The organism is Bacillus sp. MYb209, assembly GCF_002975175.1.
Lineage (GTDB): Bacteria > Bacillota > Bacilli > Bacillales > Bacillaceae_G > Bacillus_A.
On record NZ_PCNZ01000004.1, the window covers coordinates 272495 to 290370 of the forward strand.

At 36.3% G+C, this 17876-nt stretch carries 19 protein-coding genes; 7 read left to right on the forward strand and 12 right to left on the reverse strand.

The genetic code is table 11. The features are described from left to right. Positions 1–37 precede the first annotated feature (37 nt). Both CQZ94_RS10545 and CQZ94_RS31170 read left to right on the forward strand, forming a co-directional pair. Positions 38–661 carry a trimeric intracellular cation channel family protein gene (locus CQZ94_RS10545; protein ID WP_105585357.1) on the forward strand — a complete coding sequence of 208 codons (624 nt, stop codon included), beginning with the start codon at positions 38–40 and terminating at the stop codon, positions 659–661. 99 nt (positions 662–760) lie between these two features. Next, positions 761–898, forward strand: a complete 138-nt coding sequence (locus CQZ94_RS31170; RefSeq protein WP_002111258.1) for a hypothetical protein — start codon at positions 761–763, stop codon at positions 896–898. A 32-nt stretch (positions 899–930) separates the two neighbouring features. Here the strand turns inward: CQZ94_RS31170 and spoVK are convergent, their stop codons facing one another. Beyond that, on the reverse strand, positions 931–1887 hold the full coding sequence (spoVK, locus tag CQZ94_RS10550) for a stage V sporulation protein K (protein WP_002111259.1): 957 nt from the start codon (positions 1885–1887) through the stop codon (positions 931–933). A 113-nt stretch (positions 1888–2000) separates the two neighbouring features. Here spoVK and CQZ94_RS10555 point away from each other — a divergent pair, with 113 nt between their 5' ends. Both CQZ94_RS10555 and CQZ94_RS10560 read left to right on the forward strand, forming a co-directional pair. Beyond that, complete coding sequence (locus CQZ94_RS10555; protein ID WP_105585358.1) at positions 2001–2966, forward strand: tyrosine-type recombinase/integrase; 966 nt, start codon at positions 2001–2003, stop codon at positions 2964–2966. A gap of 113 nt (positions 2967–3079) precedes the next feature. After that, positions 3080–4750 (forward strand): Gly-Xaa-Xaa repeat protein, encoded by a 1671-nt coding sequence (locus tag CQZ94_RS10560; protein ID WP_105585359.1) that lies wholly within the window; start codon positions 3080–3082, stop codon positions 4748–4750. Positions 4751–4828: 78 nt separating this feature from the next. Here the strand turns inward: CQZ94_RS10560 and hfq are convergent, their stop codons facing one another. Further along, entirely contained in the window at positions 4829–5053 is a 225-nt protein-coding gene (gene hfq, locus CQZ94_RS10565) for an RNA chaperone Hfq (RefSeq protein WP_000813896.1), read from the reverse strand. A gap of 21 nt (positions 5054–5074) precedes the next feature. Beyond that, complete coding sequence (gene miaA / locus CQZ94_RS10570) at positions 5075–6028, reverse strand: tRNA (adenosine(37)-N6)-dimethylallyltransferase MiaA (RefSeq protein ID WP_105585360.1); 954 nt, start codon at positions 6026–6028, stop codon at positions 5075–5077. Positions 6029–6210: 182 nt separating this feature from the next. Between miaA and CQZ94_RS10575 the strand changes: the two genes are divergently transcribed. Continuing rightward, positions 6211–6456, forward strand: coding sequence for a hypothetical protein (locus tag CQZ94_RS10575; protein ID WP_002199601.1), 246 nt, complete (start codon positions 6211–6213; stop codon positions 6454–6456). A 62-nt stretch (positions 6457–6518) separates the two neighbouring features. Here CQZ94_RS10575 and entD read toward each other — a convergent pair whose 3' ends face one another. The 9 genes from entD to CQZ94_RS10630 form a co-directional block, all read right to left on the reverse strand. Then, the gene (entD, locus tag CQZ94_RS10580) at positions 6519–7487 is read right to left on the reverse strand and encodes a cell wall-binding protein EntD (protein ID WP_105585361.1); all 969 of its coding nucleotides are present in this window, start codon (positions 7485–7487) and stop codon (positions 6519–6521) included. 349 nt (positions 7488–7836) lie between these two features. Further along, a complete protein-coding gene (locus CQZ94_RS10590; RefSeq protein ID WP_105585362.1) occupies positions 7837–9696 on the reverse strand; it encodes a PTS fructose transporter subunit IIABC in 1860 nt (619 codons plus the stop codon). A gap of 13 nt (positions 9697–9709) precedes the next feature. Further along, a complete protein-coding gene (gene pfkB / locus CQZ94_RS10595) occupies positions 9710–10621 on the reverse strand; it encodes a 1-phosphofructokinase (RefSeq protein WP_105585363.1) in 912 nt (303 codons plus the stop codon). Next, positions 10618–11370, reverse strand: a complete 753-nt coding sequence (locus CQZ94_RS10600) for a DeoR/GlpR family DNA-binding transcription regulator (protein WP_105585364.1) — start codon at positions 11368–11370, stop codon at positions 10618–10620. Before CQZ94_RS10600 ends, pfkB begins: the two co-directional genes overlap by 4 nt. A gap of 158 nt (positions 11371–11528) precedes the next feature. After that, on the reverse strand, positions 11529–12692 hold the full coding sequence (locus CQZ94_RS10605; RefSeq protein ID WP_105585365.1) for an iron-containing alcohol dehydrogenase: 1164 nt from the start codon (positions 12690–12692) through the stop codon (positions 11529–11531). 116 nt (positions 12693–12808) lie between these two features. After that, complete coding sequence (locus CQZ94_RS10610; RefSeq protein ID WP_000228315.1) at positions 12809–13351, reverse strand: DUF420 domain-containing protein; 543 nt, start codon at positions 13349–13351, stop codon at positions 12809–12811. A 316-nt stretch (positions 13352–13667) separates the two neighbouring features. Then, positions 13668–14006 carry a hypothetical protein gene (locus CQZ94_RS10620; protein ID WP_142395805.1) on the reverse strand — a complete coding sequence of 113 codons (339 nt, stop codon included), beginning with the start codon at positions 14004–14006 and terminating at the stop codon, positions 13668–13670. Positions 14007–14200: 194 nt separating this feature from the next. Continuing rightward, positions 14201–15415 carry an amidohydrolase gene (locus tag CQZ94_RS10625; protein WP_105585367.1) on the reverse strand — a complete coding sequence of 405 codons (1215 nt, stop codon included), beginning with the start codon at positions 15413–15415 and terminating at the stop codon, positions 14201–14203. 122 nt (positions 15416–15537) lie between these two features. Next, entirely contained in the window at positions 15538–16431 is an 894-nt protein-coding gene (locus tag CQZ94_RS10630) for a metallophosphoesterase (protein ID WP_105585368.1), read from the reverse strand. A 200-nt stretch (positions 16432–16631) separates the two neighbouring features. Between CQZ94_RS10630 and CQZ94_RS10635 the strand changes: the two genes are divergently transcribed. Together CQZ94_RS10635 and CQZ94_RS10640 are read left to right on the forward strand one after the other, a co-directional pair. Then, positions 16632–17447, forward strand: coding sequence for a formate/nitrite transporter family protein (locus tag CQZ94_RS10635; protein WP_105585369.1), 816 nt, complete (start codon positions 16632–16634; stop codon positions 17445–17447). A 141-nt stretch (positions 17448–17588) separates the two neighbouring features. Next, on the forward strand, positions 17589–17861 hold the full coding sequence (locus tag CQZ94_RS10640; protein WP_001043913.1) for an HU family DNA-binding protein: 273 nt from the start codon (positions 17589–17591) through the stop codon (positions 17859–17861). Positions 17862–17876: the final 15 nt, after the last annotated feature.

Genomic DNA, 17876 nt, shown 5'->3' on the forward strand with positions numbered 1-17876 from the left:
GAAGCATATTTCATCTAGTTAGCGGGGGAGAAAATTCATGGCATGGGAGATTTTTAGCATCATAGGCACAATCGCCTTCGCACTAAGCGGAGCCATTGTTGCAATGGAAGAAGATTATGATATTTTCGGGGTATATATTTTAGGAATGGCAACCGCATTTGGGGGAGGTGCCCTTCGTAATTTATTAATCGGTTATCCAATCGTCGCATTTTGGCAACAAGACATGTTATTCCAAATCGCACTATTATCAATGACGATTATTTTTCTTTTTCCAAATAAATTAATTAGACATTGGAAAAAGTGGGAAAACATCACGGACGCCATCGGTTTATCAGCATTCGCTGTACAAGGAGCACTATATGCTCAAAAACTGGATTTACCAATTAGCGCTACAATCGTAGCTGCAGTTTTAACAGGCATCGGCGGCGGTATTATTCGCGACCTTTTAGCTCGCAGAAAGCCTCTTGTCCTCCGATCTGAAGTATATGCGTTTTGGACGATTTTAGCAGGTTTCTTAATTGGCGCTAAAATTATCGTTAGCGATTGGGCTCTATACACCTTATTCATTTTAATTGTTTGCTTCCGCATGATTTCTATTCATTACAAATGGCATTTACCGCATAGACGTATCGATACAAAGGAACGTTCAATGCATAAATAGCACTCTAACCTCTTTACATATCGTAAAGAGGTTTTTCTTTTCTAACGAGTTTTTCTTTACATAATGTTTATACTAATTTTTAAAGCGAGGTGAATACAAATGACAAACCATGTTAATAAAGGCGCTCAAAAAAGCTCAGTAGACCAAATTACACACGATCCTAATTCAGCACACGAAAAAAGCGCTAAAATGGAACGCTTCCATAAATCTTACCAAGAAAAAGCGAAAAAAGAGTAACGTACTTATACATCAAAAAACAGACGCACAGTTTACGTACTGTGCGTCTCCTCTTCAAGCATCAAATCCATACTTGATATCCCAATTAAATCATATTTATCATACGTATCCTCTTGTAACAATCGCATAGCTTGTGTGCGAATTGATTTTTCAACAATATTCCGTACGTATCGCCCATTACTAAACGATGTAATTTGTGACGAATACTTTACCGCGTGTAAATGATCTCTAAATTTCCACTCTGCTTCTTTCGACAACTGATATTCACGCTCTTCATACATTCTCTTTCCAATTTCCAACAACTGATTTACCGAGTAATCCGCAAATTCAATAATAAACGGAAAACGAGATTGTAATCCTGGATTTAATGAAAGAAAATGATTCATCTCTCTTGAATATCCAGCTAAAATTAATACAAAACCGTGCTGCTTATCTTCCATATGCTTCACAAGTGTATCAATAGCTTCCTTCCCAAAATCCTTCTCTCCACCCCGTGCTAATGAATACGCCTCATCAATAAATAAAATCCCTCCCATAGCCTTCTTTATTAAATCTCTTGTCTTTTGTGCTGTATGACCGATATACTCACCTACAAGATCAGCACGTTCAGCTTCAACTAAATGCCCCTTCGATAAAATATTCATCTCAAACAACAATTTCCCTATCATTCTAGCAACGGTTGTCTTCCCAGTACCGGGATTCCCCCTAAATAACATGTGAAGCACTTGCTTCTCAGACTTCAACCCCACCTCTTGCCTTTTTTTATTTACATAAATCCAAGCATAAATTTCTTTTATTATCTTTTTTATATCATCCATCCCAACAAGTTTTCCCATCTCTTCTTCAATTCTCTGCAACATCTCATGTTTAGTAGTGGTTTCACTTGAAATTACCGTTTTATTTTCTGATGCCGGTAACGAAATTTTCTTTCGATGGTTTAATACAATATTAATTTGATTATTATTTTTCTTACGCATCGATTGTTCCATACAATCACCTCATTTTATCCACTCACCAAATATTATTATTCCAGTCCCTCTTGCAAATGCCTATTTTCAGAAAAATTTGCTATAATATAAGAAAGAATTAAGGTGGTGGGACTATGGAAACAACGGAATTCCATGATACAATACAAGCCTTTTCTATTTTTTTATTGAATAAAGGCCGAAAGTCTTCGACTATTAAACGTTATGTTTATGACATTGAAGATTTTGGACATTGGTTAGAAAAAAACAAAAAGCTCCCTTCCAGTAATATATGGGCTACACTTTGTACAAAAGACTATGAAAATTACTTTTCCGACTTAAAAAAGAATCGACACTACTCAGAAAAAACGATGCATCGTGTATTTATTGTACTAAATAGAATGTATCACTTTCTAAACATTCCTAATCCATTGAAAAATATGGAAATTGTCATCCAACCAGACCGTGCATTACGCAATGAAGATTTTATTTCATCCGATGAAGAAAAAAGATTAAAACATATAGTCTCTTCATTGGAAGGGCTCTCAGAAAAACAACTTCCTGTTCGACCATTATTATTGGATCGTAATATTGCTATTTTAAGTCTACTAATCGACTACGGACTATCCTTACAAGAACTTACATCGTTAACTATGCATCATGTTCATTTCGAAACTAATACATTGTCTATTCCAGCAACCGCAGGAGTAGAAAGAACAATCACATTAGCAACCGAAGACAAAAAACAACTGTACACATATTATAAAAGTATTCCAGAACCAGTTCGTCCTAAATACCATAGTAATGACCCTTTGTTTGTTGCATTCGATTTTAACCGTGGAACATACAGATGGGTATACGAAAATAATGCACCAAAGGCATTAACAGAAATTGCTATTCAAAAAATGATCCGACTTGAAGTAGCAAGAGCAAATTTACGTAAAGGCATTTCTGGCCAACATTTTCGGAACACCTTTATTTTACGCCTAATAAAAAAACAAACCCCGGAACCAGAGATCATAAAATTAGTTGGCTTCAAATCAAAAATTTCACTAAAACGATATTATAAATACGAAGAAAATAGAAAAAACGCCTTAAAATAAGGCGTTTTTTCTATTTTTTTTCGAAACAATCAATTTTACTATGACCATTTAACTATTCCCTGCATCTACTATGATGAGTGTTGTTCACATTCTCATTAGAAAGGAGAGATTTAATGTCTCGCTTTAACGACAATCAAGATAACTTCTCCAAACCATGCTTTCCAGGTAGTGCCGGACGAATTCCAACTACCCCAACGATCCCAATTACTAAAGCACAATTTAGAACATTCCGCGCAATTATTACCGATTTAATAAGAATAATCCCAAAAATTTTCGCCGATCCATCCAAAAAAAATATTGAAGATTTAATAGATACATTAAACCTACTAAGCAAATTCATCTGTTCACTAGACGCTACTTCCTCCCTGAAAGCACAAGGATTAGCCATCATTAAAAACTTAATAACTATATTAAGAAATAAGACCTTCGTAGCAAGCGCTGTATTTATTGAACTTCAAAGCTTAATTAATTATTTACTATACATTACAAAACTATTCCGAATTGATCACTGCACACTTCAAGAGCTTCTTAAACTAATTGCCGAATTACAAACCACCCTAGTTAATTCTGCTTCGTTCGGCAGAGGACCTACTGGACCTCAAGGTCATACGGGCGCTACTGGCTCTACCGGACCTCAAGGCAACACTGGTGCCACTGGCTCTACCGGACCTCAAGGTAACACGGGCGCTACTGGTTCTACTGGACCTCAAGGCAACACTGGTGCCACTGGCTCTACCGGACCTCAAGGTAATACGGGCGCTACTGGCTCTACCGGACCTCAAGGCAACACTGGTGCCACTGGCTCTACCGGACCTCAAGGTAACACGGGCGCTACTGGTTCTACTGGACCTCAAGGCAACACTGGTGCCACTGGCTCTACCGGACCTCAAGGTAATACGGGCGCTACTGGCTCTACCGGACCTCAAGGCAACACTGGTGCCACTGGCTCTACCGGACCTCAAGGTAACACGGGCGCTACTGGTTCTACTGGACCTCAAGGTAACACTGGTGCTACTGGTTCTACCGGACCTCAGGGTAATACAGGCGCTCAAGGCAACACGGGCGCTACTGGTTCTACCGGACCTCAAGGCAACACGGGCGCTATTGGTTCTACTGGACCTCAAGGTAACACGGGCGCTACCGGTTCTACTGGACCTCAAGGTAATACAGGCGCTCAAGGCAACACGGGCGCTACTGGTTCTACCGGACCTCAAGGCAACACTGGTGCCACTGGCTCTACCGGACCTCAAGGCAACACGGGGGCGGCGGGCGCTACTGGACCTCAAGGTAATACTGGTGCCCAAGGTAACACGGGGGCTCAAGGACCAACTGGTGCTACGGGCGCTACGGGCATTGGTGTTACAGGACCTACTGGACCAACTGGAACTGGCTTCCCAGTAGCAACAATTGTTGTTACAAACAACATTCAACAAACAGTCCTCCAATTTAATAACTTTATCTTTAGTACTGCAATTAACGTAAACGATATTATCTTTAACGGCACAAATACAGTTACTGTTATCAATGCTGGTATTTATGTAATTAGCGTATCCATTTCTACAACTGCGCCAGGATGTGCTCCACTTGGAGTAGGAATTTCAATTAATGGAGCAGTCGCAACTGACAACTTCTCTTCAAATCTAATAGGCGACTCACTTTCCTTTACAACAATTGAAACTTTAGCAGCTGGCACAAATCTCTCTGTCCAATCTACTCTTAACGAGATTACAATTCCTGCAACCGGAAACACTAACATCAGGCTAACTGTATTTAGAATCGCTTAAATTTCAATCTTATGTAGTTAATGACAAATAAAAAAAGAGCGAGTTCTCTCGCTCTTTTTTGTTATGTACAGTTAATTACTATTCTAATTCAATGGAAACATTTTTTTGTGGTACAAATGTAGAAATTGCATGTTTATAAATAAGCTGTTGCTTACCTTCTGTTTCCAGTAGGACTGTAAAGTTATCAAAACCTTTAATTAATCCACGAAGCTGGAAACCATTTAATAAGTACAGCGTAACGAACGTATTTTCTTTACGGAGTTGATTTAAAAACTGATCTTGAATATTGATTGATTGCTTCATGTCGAATCCTCCTCTTTTTCTCTACTTACTATTATTCGACTTTAGTTGTAACTTTCCTTCTATGTATCGTAAAATTTCTGACGTTTTTTCACCATCAGTAACATCGAACCACGCGACATCCATTTTATTACGGAACCACGTTAATTGACGTTTTGCATAACGGCGTGAATTCGTCTTTAATTGTGATACCGATTCTTCTAAAGAGACACGATTCTCAAAATAATCATATAACTCTTTATAACCAATCGCTTGAATAGATTGACACTCTCGCACTCCTCTTTCATGCAGACCTTTTACTTCCTCTAATAAACCTTGTTCAACCATTAGGTCAACACGCAAGTTAATGCGATCGTATAGCATTTCTCGATCCATTGTCAAGCCAATTAATGAAACATCGTACAGTAACTCGTTTTCTTGCTTTTCGAGCTGGTTACTCATTTTTTCACCCGTCGTGTGAAAAATTTCCAACGCCCGAATAACACGCCTTACATTATTTGCATGAATACGCTCCGCACTTTCCGGATCTACTTCTTGCAACTTTTCATGTACATATTCCACACCGTGTTCTAACGCTAACTTTTCCATCTGCTCTCGGTAAACAGCATCCCCAGCCTTATCGGTAAACTGGTAATCGAATAGAACAGATTGTATATAAAGGCCGGTTCCACCAACAATAATCGGTAATTTCCCGCGCTCTGTAATTTCTCGAATGTACTTACGAACACGTTCTTGAAATTCCGCCACAGAAAATGAATCTTCCGGATTTTTTATATCAATCATATAATGCGGAATTCCGTCCATCTCATCCGTCGTTACCTTTGCAGTCCCAATATCCATCGTACGATAAATTTGCATGGAATCACCACTAATAATCTCACCATTCAACGCTTTTGCAAGATCGATACTTAATTTCGTCTTTCCGACAGCAGTTGGCCCAATGATGACAGCAACTTTTTCACGTTGCACTTCTCCCATATCATTCAACTCTCTTTATCTAATATACTCCATCTATTGATTATACCCAATCTTACCAATTTTAACGGCATGATTGCAAGTTCTTTGAATCCAGTACATGAAATTACACATAAAAAAAGAGCATAGCTTGTCCAATTCTGCATATACATGATAAAAAATAGCTCGGAGAGGGTGCAATGACTATGAAACAAGCCACTATCGATTTTCCATTATTAATAAAAGACCTTATTTTAGCTACTGCTACAAAAGAACAAAATTGTTCACAAGAAGAATTATACTTCGCACTAAATTGTTTACTACGTTCCTTTCATTCTACTCTTCAAGAAACAGCGTTACATCCAGAAAATAAAAATACAGAGTATATGCAAACTCAATTTTGCACCGCGTATAAAATTATTACAGGTAAAACAATTTACCCTTTTCAATAATTCTTATATAAAAAAAGCGGCCGCTTAGACATTTTCAAGCAGCCGTTTTTTATTTTAATAAATTATTTTATAACTTTCACTTTAACGGATTTACGACCCCAACTATCAGCAGTGCTATCTGAACCAACTAAAACATCAATACGGTTTCCTTTAATCGCACCACCAGTATCTCCAGCAATTGCTTCTCCATATCCTTCCACCCACACTTTTGATCCGAGAGGAATTACTTTCGGATCAACAGCAATAACTTTCATATTTGGATTCGCTGTTAAATCATGCCCCATCGCAGTTAACACACGACCACCATATGTGCCATTTTCACTCGGATTAGCTGTGTAAGCTGTCGCTTCTACTGTTATTTCACGACCACCAGCAGGTGCACTTGTTTCAGTAGATTTCGTCACTGGTTTAGCTGCCGGCTTCGCTTGCGCTACTGGTTTACTTGATTCTCCACTTTTAACAGATCCTTTTCCATTAACTGCTGTATCATTTTTAGCCGGAGTTTTCTCCTTAACTGCTGTATCATTTTTAACCGCCGTTTTCACCTTAGTTGGCGCTTCAGCTTGAGCTGGAACTTCATTTCTTTCAATAACAGGTGCTGTACCTGTTAAAAATGGTACGTGAACATACGCCGCTTTCCCATCATATTCGAATTGTAACCATTCTTTTTGTACTTGATTTGTCGTTTCAATCAAGTCATCTTTTTTAAGCGTGCCAAGAATTTCTGAATCAGTATTCGCTCCAGCACGAACGTTTAATACGTTTGCTGTTACATAATAAGAACTTTTCGTAAACTCAGCACTTACAAACGCTTCTTTTCCATCTAATTTAATTTTGGACCATCCGTTTTCTGTATTTATAACATCTAATTTATTTCCACTTAACATTTTACCTACAAGCTTTGATTCTACAGTTGGGTTTTCTCTAACGTTTAATACATCTGTTGTTACAATCGTTTCCGCTTTAGCAGAACCTACAAAAATCCCAAGACCAAAAACTGCTGCTGTTGCTATACCTAATAATTTCTTCATGAATAGCCTCCATTTGCTTTGTTTTCGTGTTCTCATTATAGCAACAGTCTTTTACAGAATTTCGAAAATCACACAATTACAAAGCATTCGTAATAAACGATTAATGATTTGTAACATAAATTCCCATATTAAAGAATTGTATTTCTACCATAATTATCAAGGGTTTTCATATATTTACCATAAGATAGTATAAGAATTTTTTTCCAGAAAAAATTACAGTATTACTTTTTTGTTACAAAAAAATCACTTTTCATTACATCTTTTACCAAAATCCATCATAATCCAATTATTAAATTACTTTTTTGTAACGAAAAAGGAACAGCTCCTATTAGCTGTCCCTTTTTATCTTTTATTTAACTCTCTTCTTCCAAACACCTATCATAATAGCTGAAACAATCGTCCCTATTAATATAGAGAAAATATATAGCAACGGTTTATTTACTAATGCTATAACAAATAACCCACCATGTGGTGCCGGTAATGTAATTTGGAATAACATAGATAACGCACCGGCAATACTTGAACCAACAACACAACTTACAATTACTCGAACCGGATCTGCAGCTGCAAATGGAATCGCACCTTCTGTAATAAACGACGCTCCCATTATATAATTTGTTAAACCAGATTTACGCTCCGCTTCTGTAAACTTCGTTTTAAAGAATGTAGTTGCTAATGCAATTGCTAATGGCGGTACCATACCACCAGCCATAACAGCGGAGTGCACTCCAAAATTCTTTGCTTCTATTGCAGCAATACCAAATGTAAATGCAGCTTTATTAATTGGACCACCCATATCAATTGCCATCATACCACCTAAAATAAGACCTAATAATATAGCATTCGTACCACTCAAACCATTTAACCATCCTGTTAACATTTCATTTAATGCTACTACAGGTGGATTTACTACTTTTTGCATAACAACTCCTGTAATCAACAATCCCAAGACTGGATATAACAAAACAGGTTTAATTCCTTCTAACTGTACTGGTAATCCTGAAAATAATCTTTTCAACCCTAAAACAACATATCCAGCTAAGAAACCAGCGATTAATCCACCTAAAAATCCAGCATTCGCTTGTGCTGCTAAAAACCCACCTACAACACCAGGCATAAAACCAGGACGATCAGCAATAGAACTCGCAATAAATCCAGCTAAAATTGGTACAAGGAATAAAAATGCACCTGTTTTTCCTCCACCAATAGACATTAGCAATTCAGCTAAAGGTCCTTCTGCCTTTATACCACCAACCCAAAACGCTAGCGCAATTAAAATCCCGCCACCAACAACGAATGGAAGCATATTACTTACACCGCTCATTAAATGCTTATAAATTCCTAGCCCTTTTTCTTTCTCTACATTTTCTGGCTTCCCATTCTCTTTTGCACCTTTAAAGATTGGTGCATCTTGTTTTACAGCTCGATTAAGAAGGATTTCAGTTTTTCTAATACCATCAGCGACTGGCACTTGAATGACATGCTTTCCAGCAAAACGGTTCATTTCTACTTGTTTATCTGCCGCAACAATAATCGCTGTTGCGCGTTCAATATCCTCTTTCGTTAAACCGTTCTTTATACCTGTTGATCCGTTCGTTTCAACTTTAATCGCAATCCCTAACTCTGCTGCTTTTGCTTTTAAACTATCAGCAGCCATATATGTGTGAGCGATACCAGTCGGACAAGCTGTAACAGCTAATACGTATGGTTCATTCCCTTCTGGTTTTGCAACTTCAATTTCAGCTTCTTCTTTTTCATTCTCTTTTTCATCAAATAAACGAAGAAGTTCCTCTTCATCCTTTGCTTCTAATAATTGTTTACGAAAACCTTCATCCATTAACAATGTAGATAGACGAGACAACGTTTCTAAATGCGTATTATTTGCCCCTTCACTCGCAGCAATCATAAAGAATAAATGAGCAGGCTGTCCATCAAGCGATTCATAGTTGATACCGCTTACACTTCTACCAAAACAAATCGCTGGTTGCTTAACAGCTTTCGTCTTTGCATGAGGTATAGCAATACCTTCACCAATTCCAGTTGTGCTTTGTGATTCTCTCTTTAAAATAGATTCTTTAAATTCAGCTTTATTATTTAAACGATTCGCACCATTTAATTTCTCAACTAATTCATCTATAACAGCTTCTTTATTTGAAGCTGTCAAATTCATAATGACTATATCCCTTTTTAATAGTTCTGTAATTTTCATATGTTACTTCCCCCTATCGCTTAGCTACAATTACTTGCGACAATAATTCTTCTACTTTTTCCTTTGTACATAAATCCGCCGAAAATGCTGTTGCACTCCCTGTTGCAACACCATATTGAAATGCCTTTTCAATATTTTTTGTCTGCTCATATTTACCTACAAACCCTGCAACAAGGGAATCTCCTGCCCCAACTGAATTTATTACAACACCTTTTGGAACAGTTGCTTCATATATACCTTCTGCCGTAAATAATAAAGCTCCATCTCCTGCCATTGATACTATAACGTGCTCTACACCTTGTTCGATTAATTTTCTTCCATATGGTAAAATGTCTTCTACTGTTGAAAGCTCCACTCCGAATAACTCACCAAGTTCATGATGATTTGGCTTTATTAAAAATGGCTTATTTTTAGTTACATGCTGCAGTGCACTTCCACTTGCATCTACTACTACTCGAATACCTTTTTCGGCTCCAAACGCTGCGATTTTCTCATAAAAGGTATTTGGAATAGAAGCTGGTACACTTCCAGCTAGTACAACACAATCTCCAGATTGCATACTTTCAATTTTTTTCATCAATTGTTCAAATTGCTCATTTGTCACAATAGGACCCTGTCCATTTAACTCTGTTTCTTCTTGCCCTTTTACTTTCACATTAATTCGGGAATCTCCACCTACTTGGACGAAGTTTGTTGTTACACCTTCATCATGTAATACATCTTTAATAAATTGACCGGTAAATCCACCCGTAAATCCAAGCGCTACATTTTCGACACCTAAACGATGAAGAACGCGAGAAACATTAATCCCTTTTCCTCCAGGAAACTTCATATCTTTCTCTGCTCGATTTACTGTTCCTAAATCGAAAGAATTAACTTGTACTACATAATCAATAGATGGGTTTAAAGTAACTGTATAGATCATTGTTTATCAGCCTCAATTACATTGGTTTGTCTTTTATATTTTTCTAAATCAATTTCTAAATGATTGGTAATAATGCTCGCCTCTTCAACATTTGCAATTTTTGCAAATGCAACTTCAGAAAACTTACTTTCATCAATTAAAAAATAACCTTCGTTTGCTAATGTTAATGCCATTTGTTTCAAGAGTGCTTCTTCTGGATCTGGTGTTGTAAAACCAAGCTGTTCATGTACACCATTCGCTCCTAAAAAACATTTATCAAAGCGATATTTCTGCATACTTTCCTGCGCCATAGCACCAATTAAGGCTTTCGTCCTACTCTTCATCATTCCGCCTAGTAAATACGCACGAATATTATTTTCAACTAAAGCTTCAATATGCATAAGTCCATTCGTAACGACAGTAACATCTTTATTTATTAAAAATGGAATCATTTCAAATGTTGTACTTCCTGCATCTACATAAATGCAATCACCTTGTTCAACAAAGGTGGCCGCAAACTTTGCAATTTGTTGCTTTATATGAATGTTTTTGGATGATTTTTCAATCATTGTTGGCTCCTGTCCTTTTCCTGTTAAAACAGCGGCACCACCATGAACTCTTTTTAATAACCTTTGTTTTTCCAATTGCGCTAAATCACGACGAATTGTCGATTCAGAGCTTTCTGTTCTTTCAACTAATTGCTGCAATTTAACAACTTTTTGTTCTTTTACAAGTTGCAATATCATTTGATGACGTTCAGGAGTTAACATTTTCTTCACCTCTACTTTGATTACAGTATAATGAAAACGATCACAAAAATCAATCAAAATCAATCAAAAATAATCACAAACATTCATAAACATTTATAAATAACAAAAAAGAAACCTATTTGATACAACAATCAAATAGGTTTCTTCTCTCGATTCACTTATAAAGAAGCTTTATATATATTTAGAACATCATCTTTATTTAACTTTTTAAAGTTACCGAATTCACCATAAGCCATCGCTTTATCCGCCATTAAGTCAATTTCACTTTCTCTAATAGCGTAATCAGCTAATGTTACTGGCGCTTCAATTGAAGTCCAAAATTGACGTAACGCCTCAATTCCCTCTAATGCAACCTCTTTATCTGTCTTCCCATCTGTTTCTACATCGAATACACGAATAGCGAACTGTTTAAAGCGACTCACATTTTCATCTATAACATGCTTCATCCAATTTGGGAATAGAATTGCAAGGCCACCTCCGTGCGGTATATCATGAACAGCAGAAACTGCATGCTCAATATTATGAGTTGCCCAATCCCCTCTTACTCCCATCGCTAAAATGCCGTTTAGCGCCATCGTTCCACAATATAAAATTGTTTCCCTATGCTCATAATTTTCTAGATCACTTAAAAGCTTAGGTGCTGTTTCAATTACTGTTCTTAAAACAGATTCACAATAACGATCTTGTAGTTCTGTATTTGTTCCATGATGGAAATATTGTTCTAATACGTGCGACATAATATCGACCATACCGTAAATTGTTTGATCTTTCGGTACAGACGCAGTATGAACTGGATCTAAGATCGAAAACTGCGGGAAGGTAACCGGGCTACCCCAGCCGTATTTTTCATTCGTTTCCCAGTTTGTAATTACAGATCCTGCATTCATTTCAGAGCCAGTTGCCGCAAGAGTGAGTACAGTACCAAACGGTAGCGCCTCACTAGCAAATGATTTTTTCGTTACAATATCCCATACATCTCCATCATATTTACTACCAGCAGCAATCGCTTTCGTACAGTCAATTACACTTCCTCCACCAACTGCTAAAATAAAGTCGATTCCATTATCTTTACAAATTTGAACCCCTTTCTTTACAGTTGATACACGAGGATTCGGTTCAACACCTGTCAACTCAAACACTTCCGCATTTATATCCTTTAAAATAGAAATTACATTATCATAAATACCGTTTCTTTTAATACTGCCTCCTCCATATACGAGAAGAACTTTTTTACCGAACTGTAGAATTTCAGTTTTTAACTGCTCCAATTGTCCTTTACCAAAAATAAGTTTTGCTGGATTACGAAATACAAAATTTTGCATATACCTTTACCATCCCTTCCATATGAAAAGCAACTATACTTTTGTATACCACACTTTTTTAATTTCACAAACAAATTTGCTTAACAAAAAAATCCCAGCCTTTAGGCTGAGATTTTTTATTGATAATAAGGTGAGATCATTAAGTAAACAATAACACCAGATAAACTCACATATAACCAAATCGGCATCGTCCAACGTACAATTTTACGGTGACGTGTTAATTGATTCGTAAAACCAAATACAAGTGCGAACAATGCAAGTGGTACAATAATTGCCGCAAGGATAATATGTGTAATTAAAATGATGAAATACACGTATTTAATGAAACCTTCTCCACCGAAATGCGTTGCCGGTGCCAAGTAATGATACGATAAATATGACACACAAAATAATAAAGTCGTTGTAAATGCCGCAAGAATAAAACCGCGATGCATCTTTACATTCTTTTTAATAATAGAAAATAAAGCTGCTAATAAAAATACAAACGTAAAACTATTAAAAATTGCATTTAACATTGGTAAGATAGTTACATCAAAATGTACTTCTCCTTCATAGCCAACAGGTCCAAAGAACAAAAATAAAATAATCGCATTTACAATTACAGAAAGCGTTATCACAATAGGAGCATAGCTTTTCTGATTTGTTGATTGATCCACCAAATTGGTCACTCCTCTTCATTCAAATATGTATAATTAACCTCACTATTTTAACATATTATTCACGTTGTAAATGTGACAATAGTTTGACACAGTAAGACGGTGCAAAGAAAAAATCCTTCTTAACAATACTTCTTAAGAAGGATTTTATCGCTTTATTATTCAAATAGCAATGCGATTAGTTTTTATTAAAAAACGTATTGCTATACGCTTGATATATTTCAGACACTTGATATCCCATTAATGAAATTGCTGTTAATGAAAAGAAACCAATCATAAGAAATCGAAACCACATATAAATCTCCTCCTTGTATTTAGCTTAAAAAGCGTTGGCTACATAACAAGTTGGATGGCATTCTTCTTCATCACTTTCCTTCTTCTTCACAATCGCCGTTATAAAACGAATCATAAAGGATATAACAAAAGGAATTTGTTTATCATTTATATTGGCATAGTTTAGCAACGGCTCTCGTTGCAAATCGAACGGGGATGAGAAGGAATAGAACATACCTTGCTCTTCCATATATACGATTACAATTTTCATACAGAATACTATCCCAAGAAACGAAACAATATCTTGCCAATCCGTCGTATATAGCAAATTATAAAGCTCCAATACGTACTCTTCCATCATCATCCCCCCTTCCTTTTTTACCATTTTGCTCGCCTTCGTATAAAAAGTCAAGAAAAAAGTTTATATTCACTATGACAATAGTAATTACTTGTTTCTATGTTTATATATGATTCTTTTATAGCAATGATTGGGTGTAACTCTCTTCCAAAACAATAAATTAGAATCGAACGGATTCTTCATTTCTACTTTTAGGTTTCAAAACTGTGCTATTTTTATTTCTATTTCACATCCATATCTAAATTATGAAGAGATTCTTCTCCATTTCTTAAATAGCTATTTACGAGACTTAAAAGCAATTTACCACCAACTAACATTGCACGTTCATCAAAATCAAATTGAGGATGATGATGTGGATATGTTGCTCCTATTTCTTCATTACCCGCACCTGTGAAGAAAAATGCTCCTGGAACATGTTCTAAGTAGTATGCAAAATCTTCTCCACCCATAATTGGTGGAACCTCTAATACACGCTCTCTTCCAAAATCACGCTCTGCAATTTTCATAAAACGATTCGTTTCATCCAAATGATTAATTAATATTGGATATCCACGTTTGTATTGAATATCCACTTCCGCATGGAGTGAATGACAGATTCCCTCTACAATTCGTTTGAATTCTTCTTCTATAAAATCTCTTATTTCAGGATCTAACGTTCGAATTGTTCCTGTTAGTGTTGCTGTATCCGCAATAATATTATCCGCCTGACCAGCGTGGAATGTACCGACTGTTAACACGGCAGATTGAAGTGGATCTATTTTTCGACTCACTAAAAGTTGCAATTGATTAATAACTTGTGTCGCTACAATAATTGCATCTACAGTATGATGCGGCATACCTCCGTGACCGCCTCGCCCTTGAATCTTCACTTCAAAAGTATCCGCTGCTGCCATCATCGCTCCAGCCTTCGCACCAACAATTCCTAAGGGCATTTGAGAAGATAAATGTGTACCAAAGACAATATCTACCCCTTCTAAACAACCGTCCTCAATCATAGCAATTGCCCCGCCAGGTTCTTTCTCTTCTGCATGTTGATGTATAAGTACTATTTTTCCAGAAAGCTGGTCTCGGTTATCACTTAATACTTTCGCAACTCCTAAAAGTGTTGCCGTATGCCCATCATGCCCACAAGCATGCATGACGCCAGGAATTTTTGATTTATATGAAACTTGTTTTTCATCTTGAATAGGTAGCGCATCAAAATCAGCACGTAACGCTATCGTCTTCCCAGGTCTTCCACCTTCAATTACGCCGATTACCCCTCTTCCACCTACATCTGTTTTCACATCAATATGAAAACTTTTTAAGATTCCAGCTATTTTTTTTGGTGTTTCTATTTCTTGAAACGATAGCTCTGGGTATTGATGAAAATCTCTTCGCCACGAAACCATTTGGTTATATAAACTTTCCAATTCTTTATGCCATGTTTCTATCATAGAAATTCCCCTTTCTTTTTAACACTTTAAATAAAAAGTACACAATATTCTGGTTTTAATCAATAGAAAAAGAACTTTCTATTAAAAGTTCTCTTCTTTTCAAACATGTTAAACGCCCTATTCTAATTACTATTTTGCTTCAATACAAAAACTGAAAGTTCCGGTACACTCCAAAATCTTACAGGCATTCGAGTCGTCCCAATACCTCGATTTACATATAAATGTAACGGCTTACTCGTTCCTTCTAATTCATACATTCCTTCAACATACTTCTCTGCTAATTTTGTGGTAATTAAAGGGCCCACAAAGGGAATTTGAACTTGTCCTCCATGACTATGTCCTGACATTTGAAAATCAACTGGATAATGAGCTACTTTGTCTACAACATCAGGCTCATGCACTAATAGCATATTGAAATCTTGTTGTCTTAAGTTTTTTAAAGTCGAGTCTATTTGTGGTTTTCCTAATAAGAAATCATCCAAACCTGATATTGTAATATACTTGCCATTTTCCACTTTAATTTTCTGCACTTCATTTACTAAAACAGAAAAACCAGCCTCCTCCATGTACTTTTTGTAAAATAAACTACCACCCCCACCTCTATCATGATTCCCAAACACAGCATATTTCCCTAGGGGAGCATGAATTTTCTGCAAAATCCCTTTCGCTTCTTCTCTTTCCGCATTATAAGATCCAAACTTATCTATTAAATCTCCTGTAAAAACTACTATATCTGGATGTAAATCATTCATCTTCTCCACCAAATTTTCTAGTTGTTTCAATGTAAACTCTGGCCCTAAATGTACATCTGAGAATTGCAATATTTTTTTGTTATTAAACTCTTTAGGAATCGTAGGAGCTTCTATTTCATTCCACGTAACTGTTACTAGTTTTCTTTCTATTTCTGCCGCATAGAAATACAAGCTTACTGGAATCATTAATATACTTATGAAACTAATAATAAGTTTCTTTAAGATTGATTTTTTTTTCTCTTTTTTTACATGATGCGTATTCACGTTTTCACCTCTAGATGTAGTTTAAAACCTTTTTGTTACATTGATGTGACAATATGAAAAAATGTTAAGCTACACTCGATTTTATCCCCATATAAATTTGACAAATTTATACACATTCCATAACATATTTTTATAATACATAGATTTTTAAAAATGTTTCTTCTATTCGTTCCATCACAATATTTATGGAGGGGTTATTCATGTCTGTATGTACACCAGAAGAGATTACTGAACTTGCTGCTAATTCCGGAAGAAAAAAAGCTCATTTATCCTTACTCCCTATGCTAATTCTCGGATTTTTCGGTGGTGCTTTTATAGCATTAGGATATTTACTCGATATTCATGTTATTGGGACAATGCCAAAATCTTGGGGATCATTTACTAGTTTTTTAGGTGCTGCTGTCTTCCCTATCGGTCTTATACTCGTTATTCTTGCGGGCGGCGAATTAGTAACCGGAAACATGATGACAGTTTCAATGGCTTGGCTTCACAAAAAAATCACCTTATTTCACTTAATACGAAATTTAGTTATTGTTACGTTTAGCAATTTCATAGGCGCTGTATTCGTTGCTTATTTTTTCGGTCACATCGTCGGCTTAACAGAGGGAGCTTTTCTAGCGAAAACAGTATCTATTGCACAAGCTAAACTACAAGATACACCACTGCAAGCCTTCATTTCTGCAATTGGATGTAATTGGCTCGTTTCTTTAGCTGTTTGGCTTAGTATGGGAAGTAAAGAATTTATCGGAAAGATTATCGGTATTTGGTTCCCAGTTATGACATTCGTTGCTATTGGCTTTCAGCACGTTGTAGCCAATATGTTTGTCCTTCCAGCTGCCATTTTTGCTGGTCATTTAACTTGGGCTGAATATTTTCCAAATTTCATTTTTGTTTTCTTTGGCAATTTAGTAGGAGGTATGTTATTTGTAGCATTACCTTATTTCATATCTTATAATAAGAAACTATCTTCCACTACAGAGAAGACTGAAATAAAGAACAAATCTGTGTCCGCTTAAATTGAATGTCTATAAAGTGATCCTAAAAAATATTACAAATTTCATTTTTTTCGTGAATATATCTACGTACACTTGTTCTCGAATGTTTTATACGTTATAATAACAACTTAAATAGCATTATTTACATATGAGGTGAAAAACATGAATAAAACAGAATTAATTAAAAGCGTAGCACAAAATGCTGAGATTTCTCAAAAAGAAGCTACTGTAGTTTTACAAACTGTAGTAGAATCAATCACTAACACTTTAGCTGCTGGTGAAAAAGTACAACTTATCGGATTCGGTACATTCGAAGTTCGCGAAAGAGCTGCTCGTACAGGCCGTAACCCACAAACTGGTGAAGAAATGCAAATTGCAGCTTCTAAAGTACCTGCTTTCAAAGCTGGTAAAGAACTAAAAGAAGCTGTAAAATAATGAAAAAATAGCCTT

What these genes read in the sequence shown, in the direction of transcription:
- hfq (WP_000813896.1), bottom strand. Translation starts at nt 5,053, where the DNA reads ATGAAGCAATCAATCAATATTCAAGATCAGTTTTTAAATCAACTCCGT.
- CQZ94_RS10620 (WP_142395805.1), bottom strand. Translation starts at nt 14,006, where the DNA reads ATGGTAAAAAAGGAAGGGGGGATGATGATGGAAGAGTACGTATTGGAG.
- CQZ94_RS10545 (WP_105585357.1), top strand. Translation starts at nt 38, where the DNA reads ATGGCATGGGAGATTTTTAGCATCATAGGCACAATCGCCTTCGCACTA.
- pfkB (WP_105585363.1), bottom strand. Translation starts at nt 10,621, where the DNA reads ATGATCTATACAGTTACTTTAAACCCATCTATTGATTATGTAGTACAA.
- entD (WP_105585361.1), bottom strand. Translation starts at nt 7,487, where the DNA reads ATGAAGAAATTATTAGGTATAGCAACAGCAGCAGTTTTTGGTCTTGGG.
- CQZ94_RS10625 (WP_105585367.1), bottom strand. Translation starts at nt 15,415, where the DNA reads ATGATAGAAACATGGCATAAAGAATTGGAAAGTTTATATAACCAAATG.
- CQZ94_RS10640 (WP_001043913.1), top strand. Translation starts at nt 17,589, where the DNA reads ATGAATAAAACAGAATTAATTAAAAGCGTAGCACAAAATGCTGAGATT.
- CQZ94_RS10600 (WP_105585364.1), bottom strand. Translation starts at nt 11,370, where the DNA reads ATGTTAACTCCTGAACGTCATCAAATGATATTGCAACTTGTAAAAGAA.
- CQZ94_RS10590 (WP_105585362.1), bottom strand. Translation starts at nt 9,696, where the DNA reads ATGAAAATTACAGAACTATTAAAAAGGGATATAGTCATTATGAATTTG.
- CQZ94_RS10555 (WP_105585358.1), top strand. Translation starts at nt 2,001, where the DNA reads ATGGAAACAACGGAATTCCATGATACAATACAAGCCTTTTCTATTTTT.
- spoVK (WP_002111259.1), bottom strand. Translation starts at nt 1,887, where the DNA reads ATGGAACAATCGATGCGTAAGAAAAATAATAATCAAATTAATATTGTA.
- CQZ94_RS10575 (WP_002199601.1), top strand. Translation starts at nt 6,211, where the DNA reads ATGAAACAAGCCACTATCGATTTTCCATTATTAATAAAAGACCTTATT.
- CQZ94_RS31170 (WP_002111258.1), top strand. Translation starts at nt 761, where the DNA reads ATGACAAACCATGTTAATAAAGGCGCTCAAAAAAGCTCAGTAGACCAA.
- CQZ94_RS10560 (WP_105585359.1), top strand. Translation starts at nt 3,080, where the DNA reads ATGTCTCGCTTTAACGACAATCAAGATAACTTCTCCAAACCATGCTTT.
- CQZ94_RS10635 (WP_105585369.1), top strand. Translation starts at nt 16,632, where the DNA reads ATGTCTGTATGTACACCAGAAGAGATTACTGAACTTGCTGCTAATTCC.
- CQZ94_RS10605 (WP_105585365.1), bottom strand. Translation starts at nt 12,692, where the DNA reads ATGCAAAATTTTGTATTTCGTAATCCAGCAAAACTTATTTTTGGTAAA.
- miaA (WP_105585360.1), bottom strand. Translation starts at nt 6,028, where the DNA reads ATGGGAGAAGTGCAACGTGAAAAAGTTGCTGTCATCATTGGGCCAACT.